Genomic DNA, 18,898 nt, shown 5'->3' on the forward strand with positions numbered 1-18,898 from the left:
AACAATAAAAAAGCGTCCTTAAATAGGACGCTTTTTTATTACTTACTTTTTAATAAAACTATTTAGCGGTCAATTTTGCCAATAACTCGTCACGGCTAAGTAATTGTTTTTCGCTATCACGGCGATTGACGTATTCGTACTTATCTTCTGCTAAGTTACGGTCAGAGACCACGATACGATGCGGAATACCAATCAATTCAAGGTCAGCAAACTTCACGCCTGGGCGCTCGTTACGGTCATCAAGCAACACATTAATGCCTTGTGCTTTAAGCTCTTCATATAGTGCCGTTGCCGTCTCCATAACGGTATCTTCTTTCGACTTCATCGGCACGATAGCGACTTCAAATGGCGCCAGTGAATCGCTAACGTCTGGCGTTGGTGGCCACATAATGCCATTTTCATCATTGTTCTGCTCGATAGCCGCCGCAATAATACGGCTCACACCGATACCATAACAGCCCATCATCAGCGTTACCGGTTTGCCATTTTCACCAGACACGTTACAGTTCATGGCTTGCGAGTATTTATCACCCAGTTGGAAAATATGACCGACTTCGATACCGCGTTTGATTTGTAGCGTACCTTTACCGTCAGGAGAAGGATCGCCTTCATGAACATTGCGAATATCAACCACACGGGTGATATGGGCATCACGCTCCCAATTCATACCAGTAGTATGCTTATTGACTACGTTAGCACCAGATACGAAATCAGACAATGCCGCAGCAGCGCGATCGACAAATACGGGCATGTCCAGCTCAACGCCAATATAGCCTTTATGCAGACCAGCCGCTTTCAGCTCTTCCTCAGTTGCCATGGTTAATGGCACATTGGCTTCTTCGATTTTTTCAGCTTTAATGGTATTCAGCGTATGGTCACCGCGCAAGACAACGGCGATAAGCTGTGGCTCACCTTCAGGCGTATGACCTTGCACAATCAAAGTCTTAGCCGTGTTCGCAAGCGGAATATTTAGATATTCTGCCACCGCTTCACAGGTTGGCATGTTTTCAGTAAGCACATCTTCACGTGGCTTGGTCGCTGGCTGACGCTCAGCGGTGCTGATAGACTCTGCAAGTTCAACGTTCGCGGCATAATCGGACGAATCTGAGAAAGCGATATCATCTTCACCGCTATCCGCTAGGACATGAAACTCATGCGAGGCAAAACCACCAATCGAGCCAGTATCCGCTTGTACCGCACGGAAATCTAAGCCCAAGCGAGTAAAGATACGCGTATAAGCGTCATACATTTCGTCATAAGTTTTGGCTAATGACGCTTGATCAACGTGAAAGGAGTAGGCATCTTTCATAGTGAATTCACGTGCGCGCATCACCCCAAAACGTGGGCGAATCTCATCACGGAATTTGTTTTGAATCTGAAAAAAGGTAATCGGTAACTGCTTATAACTGCGCAACTCACCTTGTGCCAGATTGGTAATCACTTCTTCATGGGTTGGACCGAGCACAAAGTCGCGGTCATGGCGGTCTTTAAAGCGCAACAGTTCTGGACCATAATCGTTAAAACGTCCAGTCATCTGCCAAAGCTCAGCCGGCTGGGTCATCGGCATCAGCACTTCTTGTGCACCAATATTTTGCATCTCTTCGCGAACGATACGCTCGACTTTTTGCAACACGCGCAGCCCCATTGGCAGCCAGATATATAATCCAGATGCGATTTTACGAATCAAACCGGCACGTACCATCAATTGACTTGAGGCGATATCGGCATCACTAGGGGTTTCTTTAAGCGTGGCGAACAAAAATTGACTGGCTTTCATAAATAAAGCGGAACCTTATCTTTGATAAAATAAAAAAATAAACAGTAGCAGGCGAAGCATTTGGCTGAGGATATTTGCTCGCCATAATCTTACCTGTATAGCTACTGTTTATAACTGAACAACAATGCGCTAAACCGTAAAGGTGCTAAATGCGCCCATTAATCGGTCTGCAAGCCTGATCAATAAATCTATGTCGATAGTTTCTCGATACAATCAGACTATGGTAGGTAAACTTCGTCTAAGACGCAATCCCTTTTTGCGATTTAGACCGATACAGCGCCTAAACCCACGACCTAAACCCATATTAAATGTAGACAATCGGTAGCGACACCTTGAAGTGACTATCTGACAGACGCATTAATCGCTTATTATAAAAACCAATAACACAGTGAAATCATAGCCATGAAAACTAATGATAAGAAAAATGTCGCCAAGAAAAATAATGATAGCAATAACGCCAATAGTAACGATAAACATGAACCAGTAGAGGTAAACAAAATCTTAACCAAGCAGCCAAAAAACCCGCAATCGGTTTCAAAATCGACATGGGCAGTATTATTACTCAGCTTTTTAGCGCTTGCTTATACCTTTTATAATATGCAGAACAAAGCGATAGAAGAAGCGCCGATTGAAACCATTACTCGTGAAGGCGTGGTGACCCAAATACAGCAGCTTAATCAGCTGCAAACCATTGCCTTTAGCGTAGATACCGTGATAACTAGCCAAAAACAAGGCAGCTGGATGAAGCTGTGGCAAGATGAGCAGAAAGGCTTATTTATTGCTCATGGTCGAGTAGAGGCGGGGATTGATTTAAGTGCACTCACGCCTGAGATGGTGCAAGTGGTGCAACCAGCAGGTATTGAAAAGGCTAAGAATTCTAAAAATGTAGATAATGATATGCCCGTTGCTGAAAGCGCAAGCTCTATTGCTACCATGCCGCAAATTAATATAACTTTGCCACCGTCAGAGATATTTTCTGTTTATCTCGATAATATTGAAATCTATGATTGGCAAACAGGTGCTTTTGGACTGATGAAAGTTGATCCTAAAATCTTGCAACAAGCGCAAAGTATGGCAAAAAAAGAAGTGCTTGAGCGCGCTTGTCGTGGCGACATAATGGATATGGCACTAAAAAATGCTCAAACTCAGTTACAGCAGTTGTTTTCTTTAACAGGTGCCGTAGTAACGGTGACGACTCAAGGCGCTGGCGCATGTCAGATGCCATTAGCAAAACAATCTAGTGCCAAGACATCTTAAGTAAAATTTATTTTTAATTTTACTTCTGTTTTAAGTTTGGATGATTTTAAAGTTAGATCATTTTAAGTTTGAGTAATCACTTCCGCTTTCGCACTAGTCGCAGTAAAACTGGTTACGGTGTCATTGCGAATCAAATCTATAACTGTGCCGCCTTGATGACTGACCAGCTCTATCTTGCCATCGGCTGAACGATAAGTCGGGTTATTGCCTTGTCCTTCAGGCGCACTTAGGGCCATTTTGGCGTCATTAGATAAGGTAATAACCGCATTTAAGACGCCAGTTGCTGAGGTCTGAAAGACTACAGATAAGGTCTCGCCTGCTGCGCTACGATAATGGACATCGGTGACTTGCGTCCCTCTGGGTTGCTGAGTGCTAAGCGGCATGGTCTCAGAATTGGGTATTTCTGCTGACTCTGCAATTGGGGCTGCTGATTGGGCAATAGTATCTGTATTTTGCGTATTGACTGTTGTTGCGGATGAATCCTGATTGTTATGACTGTTTACTGCTACATTTTGGTCATTTGACGCTATTTCTTCATGCGTTCCAGTAATTTCAGTAATTTTAGGCGTGGGAGATTCTTGACATCCACTCAATGTATTCAAGCTAAAAGCCGCGACTATCAATGATGCTGGTAGCCAAACAAGGGTTTTTAATGGGCTTTTCATAAACGCGCTCTTTTTTTAAAGGGGTGATATACAAACGATAAGGCTTGTAGTTTTCTGCTTATTTTATTGTGAAAATATCATCAGCCATACCACTGTCTTGCGCCACTTCATCGAGATAGCGCCGGCTGGCAAGCAGTTTATCCACTACGCCACTTTGACTCTGATTGTTAATTTTTTGAGTGAAATCCAAGATAGATTGTAATTGCTCAAGCACCATAGTATAGCTGGTGCTCGTCTTGTGCTTATCAATAATCACCGTCGTTGCATAATTAGGGTCTAAGCTCAAATAGTCACGTAATAACTCTGGAATACGGCTCTCGATAAGTTTATTCAGGGTAAAAAGCTGCGATTTGGTCAAATGCTGATGATGAGTGCGCTCGTATTGTTGTCCGATAGCATCCATCGTTTCCCGAAAAGCGAGTGGCAATTGCTCATCATAAAGCAGCTGAATAAACGGATGCTGCGCGTTAAAGTCAATAATTAAGCGTTGAGCAGTACTTGGATGAGGCGTCGCGGAATTATCACGGTCAGCTGTGCTTTTATTAATATCACTATTTAATATCTTTTCTGGCGCTGTTGACTTCACCGTTGCCAAATATTCTTGATGACGGTGTGTGGAGTCTGCTTGTAAATGTTTACTTTTTTCTTTCATTACAAAAATAAGAGGGACAATCACAATCAAACTAAGCAAGATGAGTAACGCAAAAAAAGACATAGTGAGGCGCTGCCATTAAAAACTTGGAATTGCTAACAAGAGTAGTAATAGTGATGAATCAACGTTAAAAAATAGAAAATATAATTAAGTTATACTAACTAATTTTTTAGCTTACAATATAGCACGGCTATGCTATTTTAAGAGCCATTAGCCATCGATAGTTTACCAATCTGTTATTTCTAGTTAAAGCCCACCTGTACCTATTTATACTCATTAAGGATGATGATATGGACAATGATACCATTAGTAAAAGTCAGTTAGCGGCTTATAAACCGACCACCGCTTATGTAGGCACTTCTTGGGCGGTGATGTTGGTTGGTATCTTGGCGTATTTGTTTGGCTTATGGAATGCCGAAAGTATGCTGCTTAATGAAAAGGGCTATTATCTGGCCGTATTAGCGCTCGGATTATATGCAGCAATCAGTCTGCAAAAGACCCTACGTGACCGTGCTGAAGGCATTCCGACCACACAGTTATATTATATGATCAGTTGGGCAGCATTGGCATTGTCAGTGGTATTGATTGCTATCGGACTGTTAAATGCAGCTGGCTTGAGCCTAAGTGAAAAGGGCTTTTATATGATGGCATTTACTATGAGTTTGTTTGCTGCAGTGACAATTCAGAAAAACACCCGTGACGAGGCGCAGATTCTAGCATTAATTTCGCCAACGCTCAGCTCACGTGACCCTTCTAATAATAGTGCGACCAAGTTGCCTCATCAAAATACCGCTGAATCAGGGAAGTCACTATTTGGCGCGGTCAAATCCCGCATTGATAATAAAGAGTAAAAGTCTCTTAAATAATTATTAAGCATCGGCCATTGTGTTCAAAACACTCAGCATGAACTTACTGTCTCAAAGTATGAACACGGGCGCGATTTGGCGATATTTTTGCCACCATATTCGCTGATAAAGGCGGAAATGTCCCGAGCATTATATCCACTAACGTCTCTGCACATAATGGCGCAATAGCATATCCTTTTGCACCCATTGCCGATAACGTCCAAATACGCTGACTGCCTGTCAGTAAGCCAACTAAAGGATGATAATCTATCGTCTGGGTACGAATGCCTGCGCGCGCCTGCCAATTATCGGTATCACTTGGCAAAATACCCTCCAGCTCCGGAATATCAGCAATCAATTTATTACGGTTTTGCTGGTTTTCCTCTAGGCGAATGCGCGTATCTGTATCGGCATCTATAAAGCTGGCACCCAGTAAAAACTGCGCTTGCCCCTCTATCATATTGTTTAGCCTAGCATCGCCTAGTTGCGCAATAAATGGTGAGCAATAACCGCTATATTTCAGCGGTATTTTCGGCAATTCAGCCAGCTGCTTAATAGTGGGACTGAACCAAGACAGCTGCCCGCGAATAGTACGACAATGAGCAATGCGACTGTCTAATTTACGACCTTCGTAAGCGGCGCAAATGATGACATTATCTGCTTCAGTAGTTTCAATAATAATGTCAGTTTTCTTATTATCTCTATTATTTTTAACATCATTATCTTGACCGTTATTAGCCGTATCAATGTAACCATTAATACGAACATTATCGGCAGTTTCATCTATCTGCGTGACGACTAACGCTTTAAAAGTAATTAACGGGTGACGGAGTATTTCGTTTTTTAAAGCTTGCGGATTGACCAGACCAGACTTGGGTAAATACAAGTTTTCCGCTAAATCAATCGTATTAAGCCCAGTTGTCGTTTTAGCTTGGTTAGCAGATAAGGTTGTTGCCATAGCATTTGGATAATCGGCAATCTCATCAATACTGACGTTAGATTTGACCAACATTTCAAGCGCGCCAGTCGGTTCAAGTATCAGCGGTGCATGGCGGATAGCGGCTTGCTCGTTTAAGTAACGATAGAATCGGCTGGTATACAGATAGCTGATAGTATGCAAGTGCTCATCAACATGATGAATCGGGGTCATCTTAGGCGCGAGTAGGGCGCGCGGATTACCGGATGCGCCTGAAAGCGGCGCGTCCTTGTCTAATAACGTCACCTTGATACCGCGATTTGCCAATGCCCATGCGGTCATTAATCCTGCTACACCTGCACCAATAACCGCGCTATGGGTTGGGCGGGTAACGGCTTTTTGTGGTTCTGTTTGCGGTCTTGTTGGCAACTTATCACTGGCTATTGCCGCATTCGTCATAGTCGCCGTTAGCATCTCACGCTTGCGCCCAAATCCTGTAATTTTTTTAACTTCAAAACCAATGTCTTGCAAACTGCGTTTTACGATGCCGGCACAGCTATAAGTAGCGACGGTGGTGTCTATTTGCGATAAGCGTTGCACTTGAGCAAAAACGCTATCCGCCCACAAAGACTCATTACAAGCAGGGGCAAAACCATCTAAAAACCAAGCATCAATATGGGGCGTGGGCTGGTCAGTAGGATTCTTATTTAGTTTTGATAAGCTATGAGTGGCATCTCCCAGCCAAATATCAAGGGTCAGATTATCACTGATAAAGTTTAGCCGATGGCAGCCAGCAATCAAGGGTGGATAATTGGCTAATAACGGCTCAATCAGCTTGGCTAATTCAGGCGCGCGTTGTGCCCACAATCTCAGTATCTGCGTTAAGTCAGGCAGAGGTATCGGGTGCAATTCGGTACTGATAACATGCAGGCGTGCTGTATGCAAATGCCGCTGAGCTGCGCGTAGCTTCTGCCATAGATACCACACAGCAATGAAGTTTAACCCAGTACCGAAACCCAGCTCAGCAATGGTAAAGCACTGATATGGTGCTAACGTTGCTAAACGCTCCGGCAACTGATTGCCATTAAGAAACACATGGCGCGATTCTGCCAAGCCATCTGCATGGGAGAAATAGGCATCGCCAAATTTACCAGAGATAGGCACTTGATTGCCCATATCATCGGTCTGCCATTCGATATTAGCTGGGGTGATGACATTAGGGTGCTCAGATGGCTTGAGCGCGACTTGCTCCGCTTGTTTTCTGAACCGACGCGGAATATTGCTAAAGGTAGAGTCGATAGGTTGAGACATACAGGCTCACATCAGATAAGGGAACAAGCAAAGTGTGCAGGTATTAGAAACTGTGTAGGCATTAGAATAATACGCATTGTTGGGCGCGTGATAAGGCTGAAGGTAATGTTGATTGTGGTTAATTTAACGGCAGCTAAATCAGTTGCGACTAATTTAATTGCCACACTACCAGCGTGCACGATTTCTAAATACCAGCCATGAAATGAATGCACCAAGCGCTAAACTAAGCAATGCGGTCATCGCGCCATACACAAACAGCTGACCTTTGCTCTCGTATATCAGCACATTCACTTGCGTTTGTAAGTCATCTACTTGCCGTTGCAGGCTGACATTTTCGCTGGTTAATTTCTGATTGGCAGTGCTAAGGGTGGTAGGCGCGGGCTGGCGCTGCATGGCAAGCGTATGTGCAAGTGCAGCCGAGGTTAAGCTCGCATCTATTTGACCCTCTGCAGTAACGTTAGTATCCAGTGGAGTGGTTACTGCTGTATCGGCTGGTGCTGCCTGTGCGCTCATTATTGTCATGAGAATTGCTATAGGCAAAACCATGGCTAGGCTATAGCAGCGATATAATGATAATGACTGCTTTGCGAGTATGAACGGTATCGTCGATGCTCTCACGATGTTTTTGCCTCTATTTTGTTTTCATCTTTATTTATTAACTGGTTTGCTTCAGGTTTTGGCAACACCTGAATAAAGGGCTTAATATCGACATGACTGTACACGCCATCACGTAGATATGGCTCAGTGCCTGCCCAATCTTGCGCCGCCTCTAGCGAATCAAAGTCAGCAATTACAATACTGCCAGACATGGCGCTTTGACCATGTTCAATCGGCGTCGGTCCAGCAATCACTAAGCGCTGCTCAGCATCCATTGCTTGTAGTCGAGCAAGGTGCTCTGGACGAGTCAATTTGCGCTGAGCGTCGCTATTGGCAACATCATGACCGATAATGGCAAATAAAGGCATGTCATATCCTTAGTACGTAGTAGTTTTTAGCCACTGCTTAAGCCTTATTATGGATAAGCAGTATTTATTTATTAATCATTTATTTGGCAGATTTATCCGTTAATGCTGGGTTTAAATGCTTTTTTAATACTGCAAATTGAGCAACTACGAATACCAACATAATCGGAATCCAGCCATAGGTTTTAAAGTTAATCCACGCCTCATCACTCATAGTAAATGCCGTGATATAATGAAGGACACCCATGAGCATAAAGAAAAACGCCCACGCCACGGTCAGCTTTTTCCAGCCGCTCATAGATAAGTTAAAGACATCTTTCATCGCCAGTTGCATCAGTGGCTTATTAATTGCGGCACTAACCAATAGCGTTAAGGCAAAAATACCGTTGATAATGGGCGATTTCCAGCGCAGATAGATATCATCGCGTAGCAATAAGGTGCCGCCACAGAAGACGACGGTTAATAGCAAGACGACCCATTGCTGTTTATCAAACTTACCCTTTTGCCGGACAAAATGAATCGCGTAGACAATGAGGGTGGTCACTAATAATGCCCCTGCCGCTGCCAAAATACCATGGGTACGGGCGGCAATAAAAAAGGCAATCAGGGGAATGAAGTCTAATAAAGCTTTCATATCAGGTAGGATGTCCATCAAAAACGTAGAGGCTAGTTTACACGTGTCCTGTGCTAAAAAAAAGCCGACAAGTCACAATCATTCAAGCCATACTCATTTAGGCAATACTTATTCAAGTTACCACTATATAAGTCACGAATATTTAAGCCACACTCATTCAAGTTTCAATGATTAAAATGCGCCTATCTCATGCACACGATTTACCCCCATTCATAACATAGCTAAGGTTTCCCCATGAAAATTGACTTACATTGTCACAGTACCTACTCAGATGGTACGTTTGCGCCAGCCGAGGTGATACAGCGCGCGCACAGTGCTGGGGTTACTGTGTTGGCATTGACCGATCACGACACCTTAAAAGGTATTGATGAGGCGAGGTTGGCTGCTACTGACTGCGGCATGCAACTGATTAATGGTGTTGAGATTAGCTGCGAGCATACCTTAGACGGCGGTTATGGCAAAAATAAATCCACCAATAAAATCGTGCACGTGCTTGGGCTAAATTTTACAGACCGTGAGCAGATGCACGCCACTTTGCAGCAGCTGCAAGACAGTCGCGCCACGCGTGGTCAACGTATCACTGAAAAGTTGAGTACATTGTTAAGCGTTGATTATGATGAGCTATGGCAAGAGATTTGTGCCAAAGCCGGTAATAACCCGCAAGCGGTGGGGCGCGCGCACATTGGGCAGGTCTTGTTTGAGCGTGGTTTAGTCAAGACAGTACAAAAAGCCTTTGATAAATACCTTGCCGATAATAAAGCCGCTTATGTGCCGATTGAGGCGCTTAGCATGGCGCGTGGCATTGAGCTGATTCATGCGTGCGGTGGCAAAGCGGTATTGGCGCATCCGACTCGCTATCAGCTATCAGCGACCAGAGTGCGTAAACTGATTGCTGAATTTGCCGAGCTTGGCGGTGATGGTTGTGAGTTGCCCGCAAATAGTGAACCGCTGAGTACACGGCGCATGGTAGATCGGACGATTGCCGAACATGAGTTAGCCGTTTCTATTGGCAGTGACTATCATGGGAGTAACATGCCGTGGCGACGTATTGGCGATGTACCCACGGTCAATCCTGAGCAGCAAGGTATCTGGCAACAGTTCTAGCGCGAGCGGTTTCAAGTAAGCTTATAGATGATACTAATAAGCGCATTATTTGTTATTAATTTGTCATTTAATCGTCTCAAATTAAGTTGATAATAAAGGGGTTTTTAATAAAGTTTATCTTATTCTATGGTTACATATATGCTTAATATATAAGCGAATATACGTAAAAAGCGATTGCTAATTTTCCTAAAAGTTGCGACACTCGTGAGTAACAAAGCTGTAATATAGCAACACAAAAACGCATGTGGTGGTCCATTCATGGCGGTATCGATTTACCAACTGAGCTATAAAAATCTTACTCGAGTTATTTTCGAGTGGCAAGCGGCTGATAAAGCATCACTGTTGGCGCTGTTCATCGTTATGGAAGTCTCATTACATTGGTTGTGGTGCTTATTTGTATGGCTGCGTCGAGACATGTATGGCAAATATGTAGACATGACCTTGCTATATTCATTATGGGCAGGCGTTACCGTATTGGGGCTGTACTTTTGGTTTATGGTTGGGCACTTTGCTCGCATAAAAAATGATTCTCAGCGTCTGCATTATTGGCAAGTGGCGTTAATTATTATTTATAGCCTATATATTACAGTCATGGTACTGGTTATGGGGCATAGCAGCTTGGTCTCGGGTGTATCGCTGATGGGTGGGGCAATGCTTGGGATGATGCTACTGCGAAGGCGCTATATTTGGTATGCCTTTTTATGGCAAATTGTATTTATTATTATCGTCACCCTTATCCCTTATTTGGGTATTAACATGCCCAATTTACGCCAGCTTACCATCACTTCAATTCCCCTCGATACTTACAGCTATCTAACCTATAGCGAAACCACCACGTTAGAAAACGCGATTACCGCATCTATCTTTAAAAATGGCACCATCAGTTGGGAGATGGTACACAAGCTGCGTTTATCCTCATCGTTTTTTTGGCGCTCAACCCATTTGTATCTTGCCTTACCAAAAGCCATTTTTATGGTTTATGTCTTTCGTTTATTATTATTAATAGTAGATAACAGTAAAAAAGAAATCCTACAGCATGCTAACCAAGACGGGCTGACCAACCTAAACAATCGACGCTTTGGGTTGAGCAGAATGCAGCAAACTATAGTGACCACCAGTGCTGGACACGATACCAGCGTTATCTTAATGGATTTGGATTGGTTTAAAAGCATCAACGATAAATATGGTCATGAGGTGGGTGATCAGGTGCTGTGCGACATGGCGAAAATACTCACGCACACCTTTGCTGATCAAGGCGTGGTCAGTCGTTATGGCGGTGAGGAGTTTTTAGTGATGCTGCCAGATACAGGGCATGATCAGGCGATGGCACTTGCTGAGCAATTACGCGAAAATATCGCTGAACATATCGTACAGCTTGAGGGTGACGCGGTACTTCAGGTAACCGCAAGTATGGGTCTCTATACCTTAGTCTATGATAAATTACAGCGTATTAAGCAAGAATGGAAACCTGCCGATACCAGTCTGTCTACAGGAAACTGGACTATCAGTAATGGCGGTTCATTTATCAATCTAAAAGCCCATGCCAGTGCTAGGAGCCTTGAATTAAATGGACACTATCGGTCAAAACCGCGCTTAGATAAGCGGGCGGTACTGAACCTCAATCAACAACAGCAAGAGCTGTTCGCCAGTGAAATTTGCAACTGTATGATCAGTACAGCGGATAAAGCACTGTATAAAGCCAAAGAAAGGGGGCGCAATCGGGTCCTTAGTGCCAATGAGCTACTTGCAAAAGGCATTATTCTGGAACCACATTACGGCACTTAATTTGGCTGATAAATGGAAAATAGTTCTTAATGAAAATAGTTCGTAAGATAGCTCAAGCAAGGGTTTAGCCTTTGTGAACCATCAATTCAATTATAGATGTAACTGTTGTACCAAAGCGGCAAGCACGCTGGTAGCAAAGGTACCCGTTGGCAAACTAAAGCGTAATATCAACGTTTGCGCGTCCTGCCATTCCCACTTTAAATCCTTAATCGGTAAGCGTAAAGCCCGCCGTTGCGCCTTAATATCGCGTTGCGTAAGCCCTGTTGCCAGCTGCGTTAATACTGTATTTTGCTGTACCACACTATTTTCTAACACTGCCGCTGCACCGCTTACCTTATCATTATCTACGCCCCATAATGGGGCAGTGGGATGAATATCGCCTTCAATAAGTCGTCCGCGTAAGGCGTCGTCTATTTCTTCACTGGCAAATATCGAACCTGAACCGTTGAGATTAAATACTTCTCCTGCTATGCCTTTATTCCAGCTGCCATCACGTACTCGCACCGCTAAAATCTCATTAAATATCAAGCTGCGTGCAGCAGACAATGCCATCGTATGGTGCTCTTGTGGCGCACGTTTGCGCTTATTTTTAACATTATTTTTTCGTGCAGGTTCAGCAAATAATCTTAGCGCCTCTTTAATATTATTACCGCCATGACCAAAGCGCTGCGGACCAAAATAATTGGGTACGCCCATTTGATTGATATGTTCTAAATGCTGAGCAATTTTTTGTTCTGCAATGAGCTGCTGTTCCGCATCTAAAATATCCGTTGCTAACTGAACATCACGTAAGGTAATGATAAATTGATTGGCTTGATGCGCACCGCGACCCAATTTTTTATGATGCCAGTACTGTGCCAGTATTTGTACGGTTTCATCGTTACCAAGGTCAACAGGCGCAAAAGTGGTTGGCGGTAATTGCTTTTTGGGAATACGTAAACTAAACCACTGCGTTGTTAAGGCGTGCCTGTCTTTTAACCCCGAATATCCCACATCGCGCAGTGGAATATCTGCCCATTCAGCCAATAGCTTCGCGAGATAAGCAGTATTCATACCTATTTTTTGGATATGTAGCCATAAATGTTCACCTTCACCAGTGAAGGTATTGGGCAGGATTTCATTAACCACAAAGTCAGTTGCAACTGCTTTATAACGTGCTTGCAAAATTGGCGGTGTCAGCGGTTGTGGTAGTTTGGCAGTATCCGCTATTGCTGTTATGTCGAGCGTGGTTATATCAAGCGTTGCTACAGATAGTGCATTATCTTTCGGTAGGGTAGCAGTCGGTGATATGGATACAGGACAGGCATGATCAGTCATAAAATAGGCTTCAATGAGGGTTATAGGAATCGTTAAAAATAGTTATAAAAAGGTCAGAATGTTATCAGTTTACGTTTTGCTACGCGCCAGCCATACAAGTATACAGCTGAACAGAATTTGGCTTGCTACTATCAAGGCTGTCTATGTATTTATGAAGCTATTTTATTCAGGGCAAAAAATTGCTTAATTATAATAACTAACAAGGCAGCAATCGCTACCGTTAAGGATGACTTATGACTGAATCAAAGATTAATACCGTAACCATCAATAAAGCTGACATTCCAAATGGTGGTATGAAGTCGTATAAGCAAGACGATAATAGTATCATTTTAATCACTCGTGACGATGATGAGTTTCATGCCTTTAATGGTAAGTGTCCGCACGCTGGTGCAGACTTGGGTACAGGATTACGTTGTGGCAATCGCGTGATTTGTCCTTGGCATCATGCGACCTTTGACAGTCGTGATGGCACATTGTTAGAACCCGTAGCAACGGAAGGTCTTACGCAATATGAGCTTACTGATAATGGCGACAGTCTAACGGTTGATACCACCAAAAAGATAGAGGCGTCCATTGCTAATAATAAAATAACAGACACCCATACGGTTATCGTTGGTGGCGGAGCGGCTGGCTTTATGACCGCGCATCATCTGCGTAACACGGGCTATGGCGGTAAAATTACAATCATCAGTGCTGATGATAAAGCGCCTTATAATCGCACCCTATTATCCAAAGCATTTTTAGCAGGTAATATGGCTGAAGATAAATTGTTACTGGGTGGTGCAGATTGGGCGGAAAAACAAAATATTGAGCTACGATTAAACGAAACCGTTAGCGAAGTATTGCCGAATGAACGTACGTTAATTCTTAATAATGGCAATGATAAAGGTAACAGTGAAAAAGCTACTAATGAAAAGCTCAGTGCCGATTATCTAGTCGTCGCAACGGGTGCATCACCCATCGTACCGCCCATAAAAGGGGCTGACCTTGATGGTGTCTATACCTTGCGCAGTATGGATGATGCCAAAGTTATTAAAGCTGCCACTGAAAATAAAAATGTCGTCATCGTTGGTATGGGCTTTATCGGTATGGAAGTCGCGTCAGCATTAGCGCAGGCAGGTACGAGCAAATCCATTACTATTATTGGACAAAACCAGCGCGTGATGGGCAATATCATCTCAGAAACCGTCAGCAATGCGTTAATTAAACTGCATAAAGATAATGGCATTAAATTTGTACTCGATGCCACTGTCAACGCTATTAATGGCAATGAACATAGCGACAGTGCGACAAAGGTAGGTAGTATCACCCTTGCCGATGGAGAGCAAATAGCTGCCGATATTGTGATTTTGGGCACAGGCGTATTACCACGTACCAAATTACTGGGCGAGGCAATTAATCCTCGTGAGGGCGTTAAGGTTGACAGTCATCTGCAACTGCGCGATGGCGTCTATGCGCTGGGCGATATTGCCAATGCAGATGGGCAAATGGGTCGGCTGCGCATTGAGCATTGGCGTGTGGCGTTGCAACATGGTTTGGTCACGGCAGCGGCAATTTTAAAAGATAATAGCGTCCATTCACTTGATGAACGTGTACCGTTCTTTTGGACGATGCAATATGGCAAAAGCTTGCGCTATAGCGGTCATGCTAAAACGCCCGATTATAATATTTTAATCGGAGCACCGGATACGCTCAATTATATTGAATATTATTTTGACGATGAAGACGATAATAGCCGCGCCACTGCCGCCAGTACGCTTGGACACGATAAAGAGTTGATAGCCTTTGGTGAATTACTACGTCTTGGTCATGCACCAACGCGCGCACAGATTAACGCTGGATTTGATATTATTGCCCAAGCTCATGCTTTATCGCGTTAATAAAAATCAGCTAAAATAGTTAGAGATATATTCATAGTCATAAATAATAATCGGAAATAACATTTGCAGAAATAAGCATGAAAAAGGCTACCATTCATTTTATCTTGGTAGCCTTTTTTAAAGTTAATTTTTCAAAGTTAGATTTTTAAAATTAAATAGTGAGAGGTATATGACCGATAACCATATAGATAGCGCTGTATTTTTGCGCTTAGCAGTTCCCAGTGATATTCCTGCGCTTGAGAGCTTTCTTAATCGTTGCTATCGCATTGATGAAGGCTGGACAAATGAGTTTGAGCTGGTCGATGGCATTCGTACCAATCAAGACGAGCTAAGAGGTGTCATCGCTGACCCAAAACAATATCTGTTTGTTTATCCAAAAACAGACAATGCTCAACGTGACGGCATAGAAAGTGGCGATATATTAGGTTGTATTAATGTCGGCATAGAAGATGGTTGCGCCCATATCGGCATGTTTGCGGTACATCCTGAACTGCAAGGCAATGGCGTCGGTAGCACTTTGCTACAGGCAGCAGAAACCTTTGCACAGCGTCATTTATCAACTAAGAATTCATCAATTGACAACTCATCTACTGGTGCGGAAAACCCTACTGTCATCAAAATGTTGGTATTAAACGGTCGCCTAAATCTGCTCGACTATTACCAGCGCCGTGGCTATCTCAGCACCGGTAATACCGAGCCATTTCCAGAAGATGGTAATAATGGCGAACCCAAAAAAGAAGGTTTATTCTTTTTAGAATTGGCAAAATCACTCCCTTAGCGATGGCTCACCCAGAAGTTATTAAATGTCAAAAAAATACCGATACTCAGCAAAATGAATGCCACAATGAGTAAGCGTTTAAACCATTTAAATGCAGGCAGGCGCGTGGCATTTTCATTAGAAGTCAAATAGGCAAACAGACACATCAGGCTAGCAACCAAGGTCATAATGCCCAAGCCAATCGGTAGAATAAACAGATATATTTGCCACATAGTCATCTCTCAGCGGTCGTTATTCATTATTAATCGCATCATAACAGTATGCGGATTGCACTGTCTGTAAGGCGCTTGAAAGCTGAGTTGCTTTCCCTTTCTGTAGTAAGGAAAATAACATGCACATTGGAGTTCTCACTTTGACGTTTTCTTTACCCGGATGTGGCTCGTTGAAGGAAAAGCGCCAACGTATGGGCGGCTTGCATGCGCGCTTTGGCAATAGTCCAAGCGTTGCGGTATGTGAAAGCGGTGAGCGTGATAGGCATGATGCCAGTGAATGGACTTTCGTAATAGTCGGGCTGTCGAGACGTGAAGTTGAATCGCAGTGTAGTCAGTTAGAGGCGAAAATAGAGCGTACGGTAGATGGTCGAGTGATAAATGTGGTGAGGGAGTTTGTTTAGTTAAGGGCGCTAATGGCGCTTTCCACTCATATTTTGGTTAGCCACTAGAGCGGTGACTAATAGCCAGTAGCGTTCATATCGTCTTGATACCGCCCTTAGCTAAGTCACCTCAATCAAGGATAACAACCGCTGCACTCGGGGCTAAACTTTGTTTTGGGGTAACTGTTATATAAAGAGAGTCTATTATGATTTTAATCAAAAGCTGGAAAGTTACAAACAACACTTCTTATATTTTTTCCCACTACCGCAAGAGCACTTTTCGTTTCTCCCTGTTTTTTTAGGCATAATTCTCGTTTTAGGATTGAAAGTTGATAGAGGTTTTGCCATGTGGGAAGTGGCTTGTTCCATCTCTTGCGAATACTCCCAAGGGAAGTCGAGCTTCATACCAAATCTAATATTTTTTGTATCAGGGTCAATACAGATAGCATGCCATTTTTTAGACTTTGTATAATATTTTCTTTTTCTAGCATGATCTTCTAATTTTTCTTTAGTAATATTATAGTCATTGTAGTTGCAATGAATTGTTAAACCTTCACCATTGCCATGTTAAAATCCAATTGTAAAATCATGATTTTTACCATCTATTAAGCTTTTACTGCAAATTAATTCAACAACTTCATTGATCTGTTGAATTGATTGCTCATTGATTGTTAGTAGTAAGAATCCAAAGTCTACTGTACTTGGATTATTCATTCTTTCAACATCAGAAAGATATTTTCCAACTATAGTACCCTGATATTTTGTAAGTATTCCTTTTGGAGTCTGTATAGAGTTCAGACCATCTCTTCTAGTTAACATTGACATATCTAATTCAGCATTAAAATCGTCTCCTATATGCATGTAATCTATACCATCAACCCATAAATTATGTATTAGATGGTATGCAAGAATGGTCATTTCATGCGTAGCCATAACGCTGTCTGAATAGTTTGTTCTTCTATTCAGATAACTCAAAAAATATAATGGTGTATTAAGCATTTCGGCAAAAACATCTAGAAAGAAAACATCCATAATAAAAGGAGCTTTAATGATGTCAGTTTTTTTAAATTTTAAGAATTGTTTAGTTTGAAAGAATAGAGCAGGGTAGTGGTCTGATACAATACATACTGGATATACTTCTTGGAATTCAATATTTGAAATATCTATACTGTTTCCATCTTTATCTTCAAGTTTATAACTTTTACTTACTAGAAGTTCAGAGCATAAATAAGCTTGATCATACGCATCTTGAACAGCTTTCTTAAAGTCGTTTTTTATAGCTAAATCATTACCTTTTCTAGATTCTAGAGTAAGCTTCTTAGATTTAGCTTGCAAAACAATAGCTCTGTTTGCAAATAATACTAAAACATCTATTTCTCCAGCAATTACCCCTTTCTTTTCAAGAATGTTGACACCTTGAAAAACTCTACTATTCCCAAAAACACTTTTTAGCCTACTTACGGAAAAATCTTCCGTAAAGTTGCCTCGATTCGTCATTGCGGTACTACGGTAAGATTCATCATCCCAGAACCAAAAGAAAGGAGACTCATATAATGCTTCCAACAAACTATAGTTTTGAAAAAGAAGATATCTACTCTCATCTAGCTTTATTATTGGAAAAGCATTTTTTTGGTTAAAATCATCAGGCCTTTTGAATTCGTAGTCATCAATTGATACAAAAGACTCAATTATCTTTCTTATTAAAGGTTTAGACAAAGGTATGGGTAACTCGGTTTCTATTTCATCTATTGTGAAAGTATATGCATCTAAAGCTGTCCATTCATCAGGATGTTTTTGCAAAACCTTAGATAGTACATTGTTAACCTTTTTAAGTTGTAAAGAACCAATAGATTCAATAATAATGAATAACTCATCTAGTGAATAGCCCTTGTTTTTTATTATCCAATCTTCATTATTTTTGTACTTTGACTTTGATAAATCTCTGTATTGGAAGTGATAGGCTGATTCGCCTCCATAAAATATAGGTTCTCTCAAGAAAGCACCTTTATTAAGGGGGTTGTAGCTTTTATCTGGTTGATTATTAGCGTCTAGTTTAAACATATCTGAAACATCAGGCATCATTGAATGATGAAGTTCTAAAAGCAAAGCTTCTGTTTTCTCTATATACTCCTGCATTTTAGCAGGAGTTGGTAAATTTACATTTAATTCAGCTGTACATGCTAAACCGATTAATGTAGATATCTCAATGCGTAATAGTCTATCCGTACCATACTGTTCTAAAAAGTCTTCCTTCTGTATTTCTTCGCCATATCGTACAGTGTTATCTCTAAAACAAAAGTATGCAATAGTATGTAAATATCCACCAGACTGGCACAATAATTCTAAATCGTTAAAAACCTCTGCTTCGCTTCTGTGATTTTTTCTATCAAACATTATTATTCCTTTAATTTTCTTAAATATTG

18 protein-coding genes are annotated in these 18,898 nt (G+C 42.1%); 7 read left to right on the top strand and 11 right to left on the bottom strand.

The window, feature by feature from the left end:
* Positions 1-58 precede the first annotated feature (58 nt).
* Positions 59-1,777 (bottom strand): proline--tRNA ligase, encoded by a 1,719-nt coding sequence (locus AAEY78_RS08980; RefSeq protein ID WP_352339008.1) that lies wholly within the window; start codon positions 1,775-1,777, stop codon positions 59-61.
* A gap of 402 nt (positions 1,778-2,179) precedes the next feature.
* Here AAEY78_RS08980 and AAEY78_RS08985 point away from each other — a divergent pair, with 402 nt between their 5' ends.
* A complete protein-coding gene (locus AAEY78_RS08985; protein WP_352339009.1) occupies positions 2,180-3,034 on the top strand; it encodes a DUF4230 domain-containing protein in 855 nt (284 codons plus the stop codon).
* A 62-nt stretch (positions 3,035-3,096) separates the two neighbouring features.
* Here the strand turns inward: AAEY78_RS08985 and AAEY78_RS08990 are convergent, their stop codons facing one another.
* Complete coding sequence (locus AAEY78_RS08990; protein WP_352339010.1) at positions 3,097-3,699, bottom strand: hypothetical protein; 603 nt, start codon at positions 3,697-3,699, stop codon at positions 3,097-3,099.
* A gap of 58 nt (positions 3,700-3,757) precedes the next feature.
* On the bottom strand, positions 3,758-4,414 hold the full coding sequence (locus AAEY78_RS08995; RefSeq protein ID WP_352339011.1) for a hypothetical protein: 657 nt from the start codon (positions 4,412-4,414) through the stop codon (positions 3,758-3,760).
* Positions 4,415-4,641: 227 nt separating this feature from the next.
* Between AAEY78_RS08995 and yiaA the strand changes: the two genes are divergently transcribed.
* Positions 4,642-5,202, top strand: coding sequence for an inner membrane protein YiaA (gene yiaA / locus AAEY78_RS09000; protein WP_352339012.1), 561 nt, complete (start codon positions 4,642-4,644; stop codon positions 5,200-5,202).
* 58 nt (positions 5,203-5,260) lie between these two features.
* Here the strand turns inward: yiaA and mnmC2 are convergent, their stop codons facing one another.
* The 4 genes from mnmC2 to ispZ form a co-directional block, all read right to left on the bottom strand.
* Positions 5,261-7,423, bottom strand: a complete 2,163-nt coding sequence (mnmC2, locus tag AAEY78_RS09005) for a tRNA (5-methylaminomethyl-2-thiouridine)(34)-methyltransferase MnmC2 (protein WP_352339013.1) — start codon at positions 7,421-7,423, stop codon at positions 5,261-5,263.
* A 165-nt stretch (positions 7,424-7,588) separates the two neighbouring features.
* Positions 7,589-7,945: a hypothetical protein gene (locus AAEY78_RS09010; protein WP_352339014.1), complete on the bottom strand. Its 357-nt coding sequence runs from the start codon at positions 7,943-7,945 to the stop codon at positions 7,589-7,591.
* Between the two features lie 92 nt (positions 7,946-8,037).
* Positions 8,038-8,388 (bottom strand): YciI family protein, encoded by a 351-nt coding sequence (locus tag AAEY78_RS09015; protein WP_352339015.1) that lies wholly within the window; start codon positions 8,386-8,388, stop codon positions 8,038-8,040.
* Between the two features lie 79 nt (positions 8,389-8,467).
* The gene (gene ispZ / locus AAEY78_RS09020; protein ID WP_352339016.1) at positions 8,468-9,019 is read right to left on the bottom strand and encodes a septation protein IspZ; all 552 of its coding nucleotides are present in this window, start codon (positions 9,017-9,019) and stop codon (positions 8,468-8,470) included.
* A 234-nt stretch (positions 9,020-9,253) separates the two neighbouring features.
* On the opposite strand from ispZ, the gene AAEY78_RS09025 reads away from it, so the two are divergent.
* Both AAEY78_RS09025 and AAEY78_RS09030 read left to right on the top strand, forming a co-directional pair.
* Positions 9,254-10,123 carry a PHP domain-containing protein gene (locus AAEY78_RS09025; RefSeq protein ID WP_352339017.1) on the top strand — a complete coding sequence of 290 codons (870 nt, stop codon included), beginning with the start codon at positions 9,254-9,256 and terminating at the stop codon, positions 10,121-10,123.
* Positions 10,124-10,381: 258 nt separating this feature from the next.
* Positions 10,382-11,908: a GGDEF domain-containing protein gene (locus AAEY78_RS09030; RefSeq protein WP_352339018.1), complete on the top strand. Its 1,527-nt coding sequence runs from the start codon at positions 10,382-10,384 to the stop codon at positions 11,906-11,908.
* 90 nt (positions 11,909-11,998) lie between these two features.
* Here the strand turns inward: AAEY78_RS09030 and truD are convergent, their stop codons facing one another.
* Positions 11,999-13,225 carry a tRNA pseudouridine(13) synthase TruD gene (gene truD, locus AAEY78_RS09035; RefSeq protein ID WP_352339019.1) on the bottom strand — a complete coding sequence of 409 codons (1,227 nt, stop codon included), beginning with the start codon at positions 13,223-13,225 and terminating at the stop codon, positions 11,999-12,001.
* A 233-nt stretch (positions 13,226-13,458) separates the two neighbouring features.
* Between truD and AAEY78_RS09040 the strand changes: the two genes are divergently transcribed.
* Both AAEY78_RS09040 and AAEY78_RS09045 read left to right on the top strand, forming a co-directional pair.
* On the top strand, positions 13,459-15,105 hold the full coding sequence (locus AAEY78_RS09040; RefSeq protein ID WP_352339020.1) for an FAD-dependent oxidoreductase: 1,647 nt from the start codon (positions 13,459-13,461) through the stop codon (positions 15,103-15,105).
* A gap of 169 nt (positions 15,106-15,274) precedes the next feature.
* Positions 15,275-15,883: a GNAT family N-acetyltransferase gene (locus tag AAEY78_RS09045; protein WP_352339021.1), complete on the top strand. Its 609-nt coding sequence runs from the start codon at positions 15,275-15,277 to the stop codon at positions 15,881-15,883.
* Here AAEY78_RS09045 and AAEY78_RS09050 read toward each other — a convergent pair.
* On the bottom strand, positions 15,880-16,101 hold the full coding sequence (locus tag AAEY78_RS09050; protein WP_182405030.1) for a hypothetical protein: 222 nt from the start codon (positions 16,099-16,101) through the stop codon (positions 15,880-15,882). The genes AAEY78_RS09045 and AAEY78_RS09050 overlap by 4 nt on opposite strands.
* Before the next feature lie 113 nt (positions 16,102-16,214).
* On the opposite strand from AAEY78_RS09050, the gene AAEY78_RS09055 reads away from it, so the two are divergent.
* Complete coding sequence (locus AAEY78_RS09055; protein ID WP_352339022.1) at positions 16,215-16,496, top strand: DUF503 domain-containing protein; 282 nt, start codon at positions 16,215-16,217, stop codon at positions 16,494-16,496.
* A 210-nt stretch (positions 16,497-16,706) separates the two neighbouring features.
* On the opposite strand, the gene AAEY78_RS09060 is transcribed toward AAEY78_RS09055, so the two are convergent.
* Together AAEY78_RS09060 and AAEY78_RS09065 are read right to left on the bottom strand one after the other, a co-directional pair.
* Positions 16,707-16,880 carry an SEC-C metal-binding domain-containing protein gene (locus tag AAEY78_RS09060; protein WP_352339023.1) on the bottom strand — a complete coding sequence of 58 codons (174 nt, stop codon included), beginning with the start codon at positions 16,878-16,880 and terminating at the stop codon, positions 16,707-16,709.
* Positions 16,881-17,042: 162 nt separating this feature from the next.
* Positions 17,043-18,869: a prepilin peptidase gene (locus AAEY78_RS09065; RefSeq protein ID WP_352339024.1), complete on the bottom strand. Its 1,827-nt coding sequence runs from the start codon at positions 18,867-18,869 to the stop codon at positions 17,043-17,045.
* Positions 18,870-18,898: the final 29 nt, after the last annotated feature.

Source organism: Psychrobacter sp. 16-MNA-CIBAN-0192 (genome assembly GCF_040309565.1).
Classification (GTDB): Bacteria; Pseudomonadota; Gammaproteobacteria; order Pseudomonadales; family Moraxellaceae; genus Psychrobacter.

What these genes read in the sequence shown, in the direction of transcription:
- AAEY78_RS08980 (WP_352339008.1), bottom strand. Translation starts at nt 1,777, where the DNA reads ATGAAAGCCAGTCAATTTTTGTTCGCCACGCTTAAAGAAACCCCTAGT.
- AAEY78_RS08985 (WP_352339009.1), top strand. Translation starts at nt 2,180, where the DNA reads ATGAAAACTAATGATAAGAAAAATGTCGCCAAGAAAAATAATGATAGC.
- AAEY78_RS08990 (WP_352339010.1), bottom strand. Translation starts at nt 3,699, where the DNA reads ATGAAAAGCCCATTAAAAACCCTTGTTTGGCTACCAGCATCATTGATA.
- AAEY78_RS08995 (WP_352339011.1), bottom strand. Translation starts at nt 4,414, where the DNA reads ATGTCTTTTTTTGCGTTACTCATCTTGCTTAGTTTGATTGTGATTGTC.
- yiaA (WP_352339012.1), top strand. Translation starts at nt 4,642, where the DNA reads ATGGACAATGATACCATTAGTAAAAGTCAGTTAGCGGCTTATAAACCG.
- mnmC2 (WP_352339013.1), bottom strand. Translation starts at nt 7,423, where the DNA reads ATGTCTCAACCTATCGACTCTACCTTTAGCAATATTCCGCGTCGGTTC.
- AAEY78_RS09010 (WP_352339014.1), bottom strand. Translation starts at nt 7,945, where the DNA reads ATGACAATAATGAGCGCACAGGCAGCACCAGCCGATACAGCAGTAACC.
- AAEY78_RS09015 (WP_352339015.1), bottom strand. Translation starts at nt 8,388, where the DNA reads ATGCCTTTATTTGCCATTATCGGTCATGATGTTGCCAATAGCGACGCT.
- ispZ (WP_352339016.1), bottom strand. Translation starts at nt 9,019, where the DNA reads ATGAAAGCTTTATTAGACTTCATTCCCCTGATTGCCTTTTTTATTGCC.
- AAEY78_RS09025 (WP_352339017.1), top strand. Translation starts at nt 9,254, where the DNA reads ATGAAAATTGACTTACATTGTCACAGTACCTACTCAGATGGTACGTTT.
- AAEY78_RS09030 (WP_352339018.1), top strand. Translation starts at nt 10,382, where the DNA reads ATGGCGGTATCGATTTACCAACTGAGCTATAAAAATCTTACTCGAGTT.
- truD (WP_352339019.1), bottom strand. Translation starts at nt 13,225, where the DNA reads ATGACTGATCATGCCTGTCCTGTATCCATATCACCGACTGCTACCCTA.
- AAEY78_RS09040 (WP_352339020.1), top strand. Translation starts at nt 13,459, where the DNA reads ATGACTGAATCAAAGATTAATACCGTAACCATCAATAAAGCTGACATT.
- AAEY78_RS09045 (WP_352339021.1), top strand. Translation starts at nt 15,275, where the DNA reads ATGACCGATAACCATATAGATAGCGCTGTATTTTTGCGCTTAGCAGTT.
- AAEY78_RS09050 (WP_182405030.1), bottom strand. Translation starts at nt 16,101, where the DNA reads ATGACTATGTGGCAAATATATCTGTTTATTCTACCGATTGGCTTGGGC.
- AAEY78_RS09055 (WP_352339022.1), top strand. Translation starts at nt 16,215, where the DNA reads ATGCACATTGGAGTTCTCACTTTGACGTTTTCTTTACCCGGATGTGGC.
- AAEY78_RS09060 (WP_352339023.1), bottom strand. Translation starts at nt 16,880, where the DNA reads ATGAAGCTCGACTTCCCTTGGGAGTATTCGCAAGAGATGGAACAAGCC.
- AAEY78_RS09065 (WP_352339024.1), bottom strand. Translation starts at nt 18,869, where the DNA reads ATGTTTGATAGAAAAAATCACAGAAGCGAAGCAGAGGTTTTTAACGAT.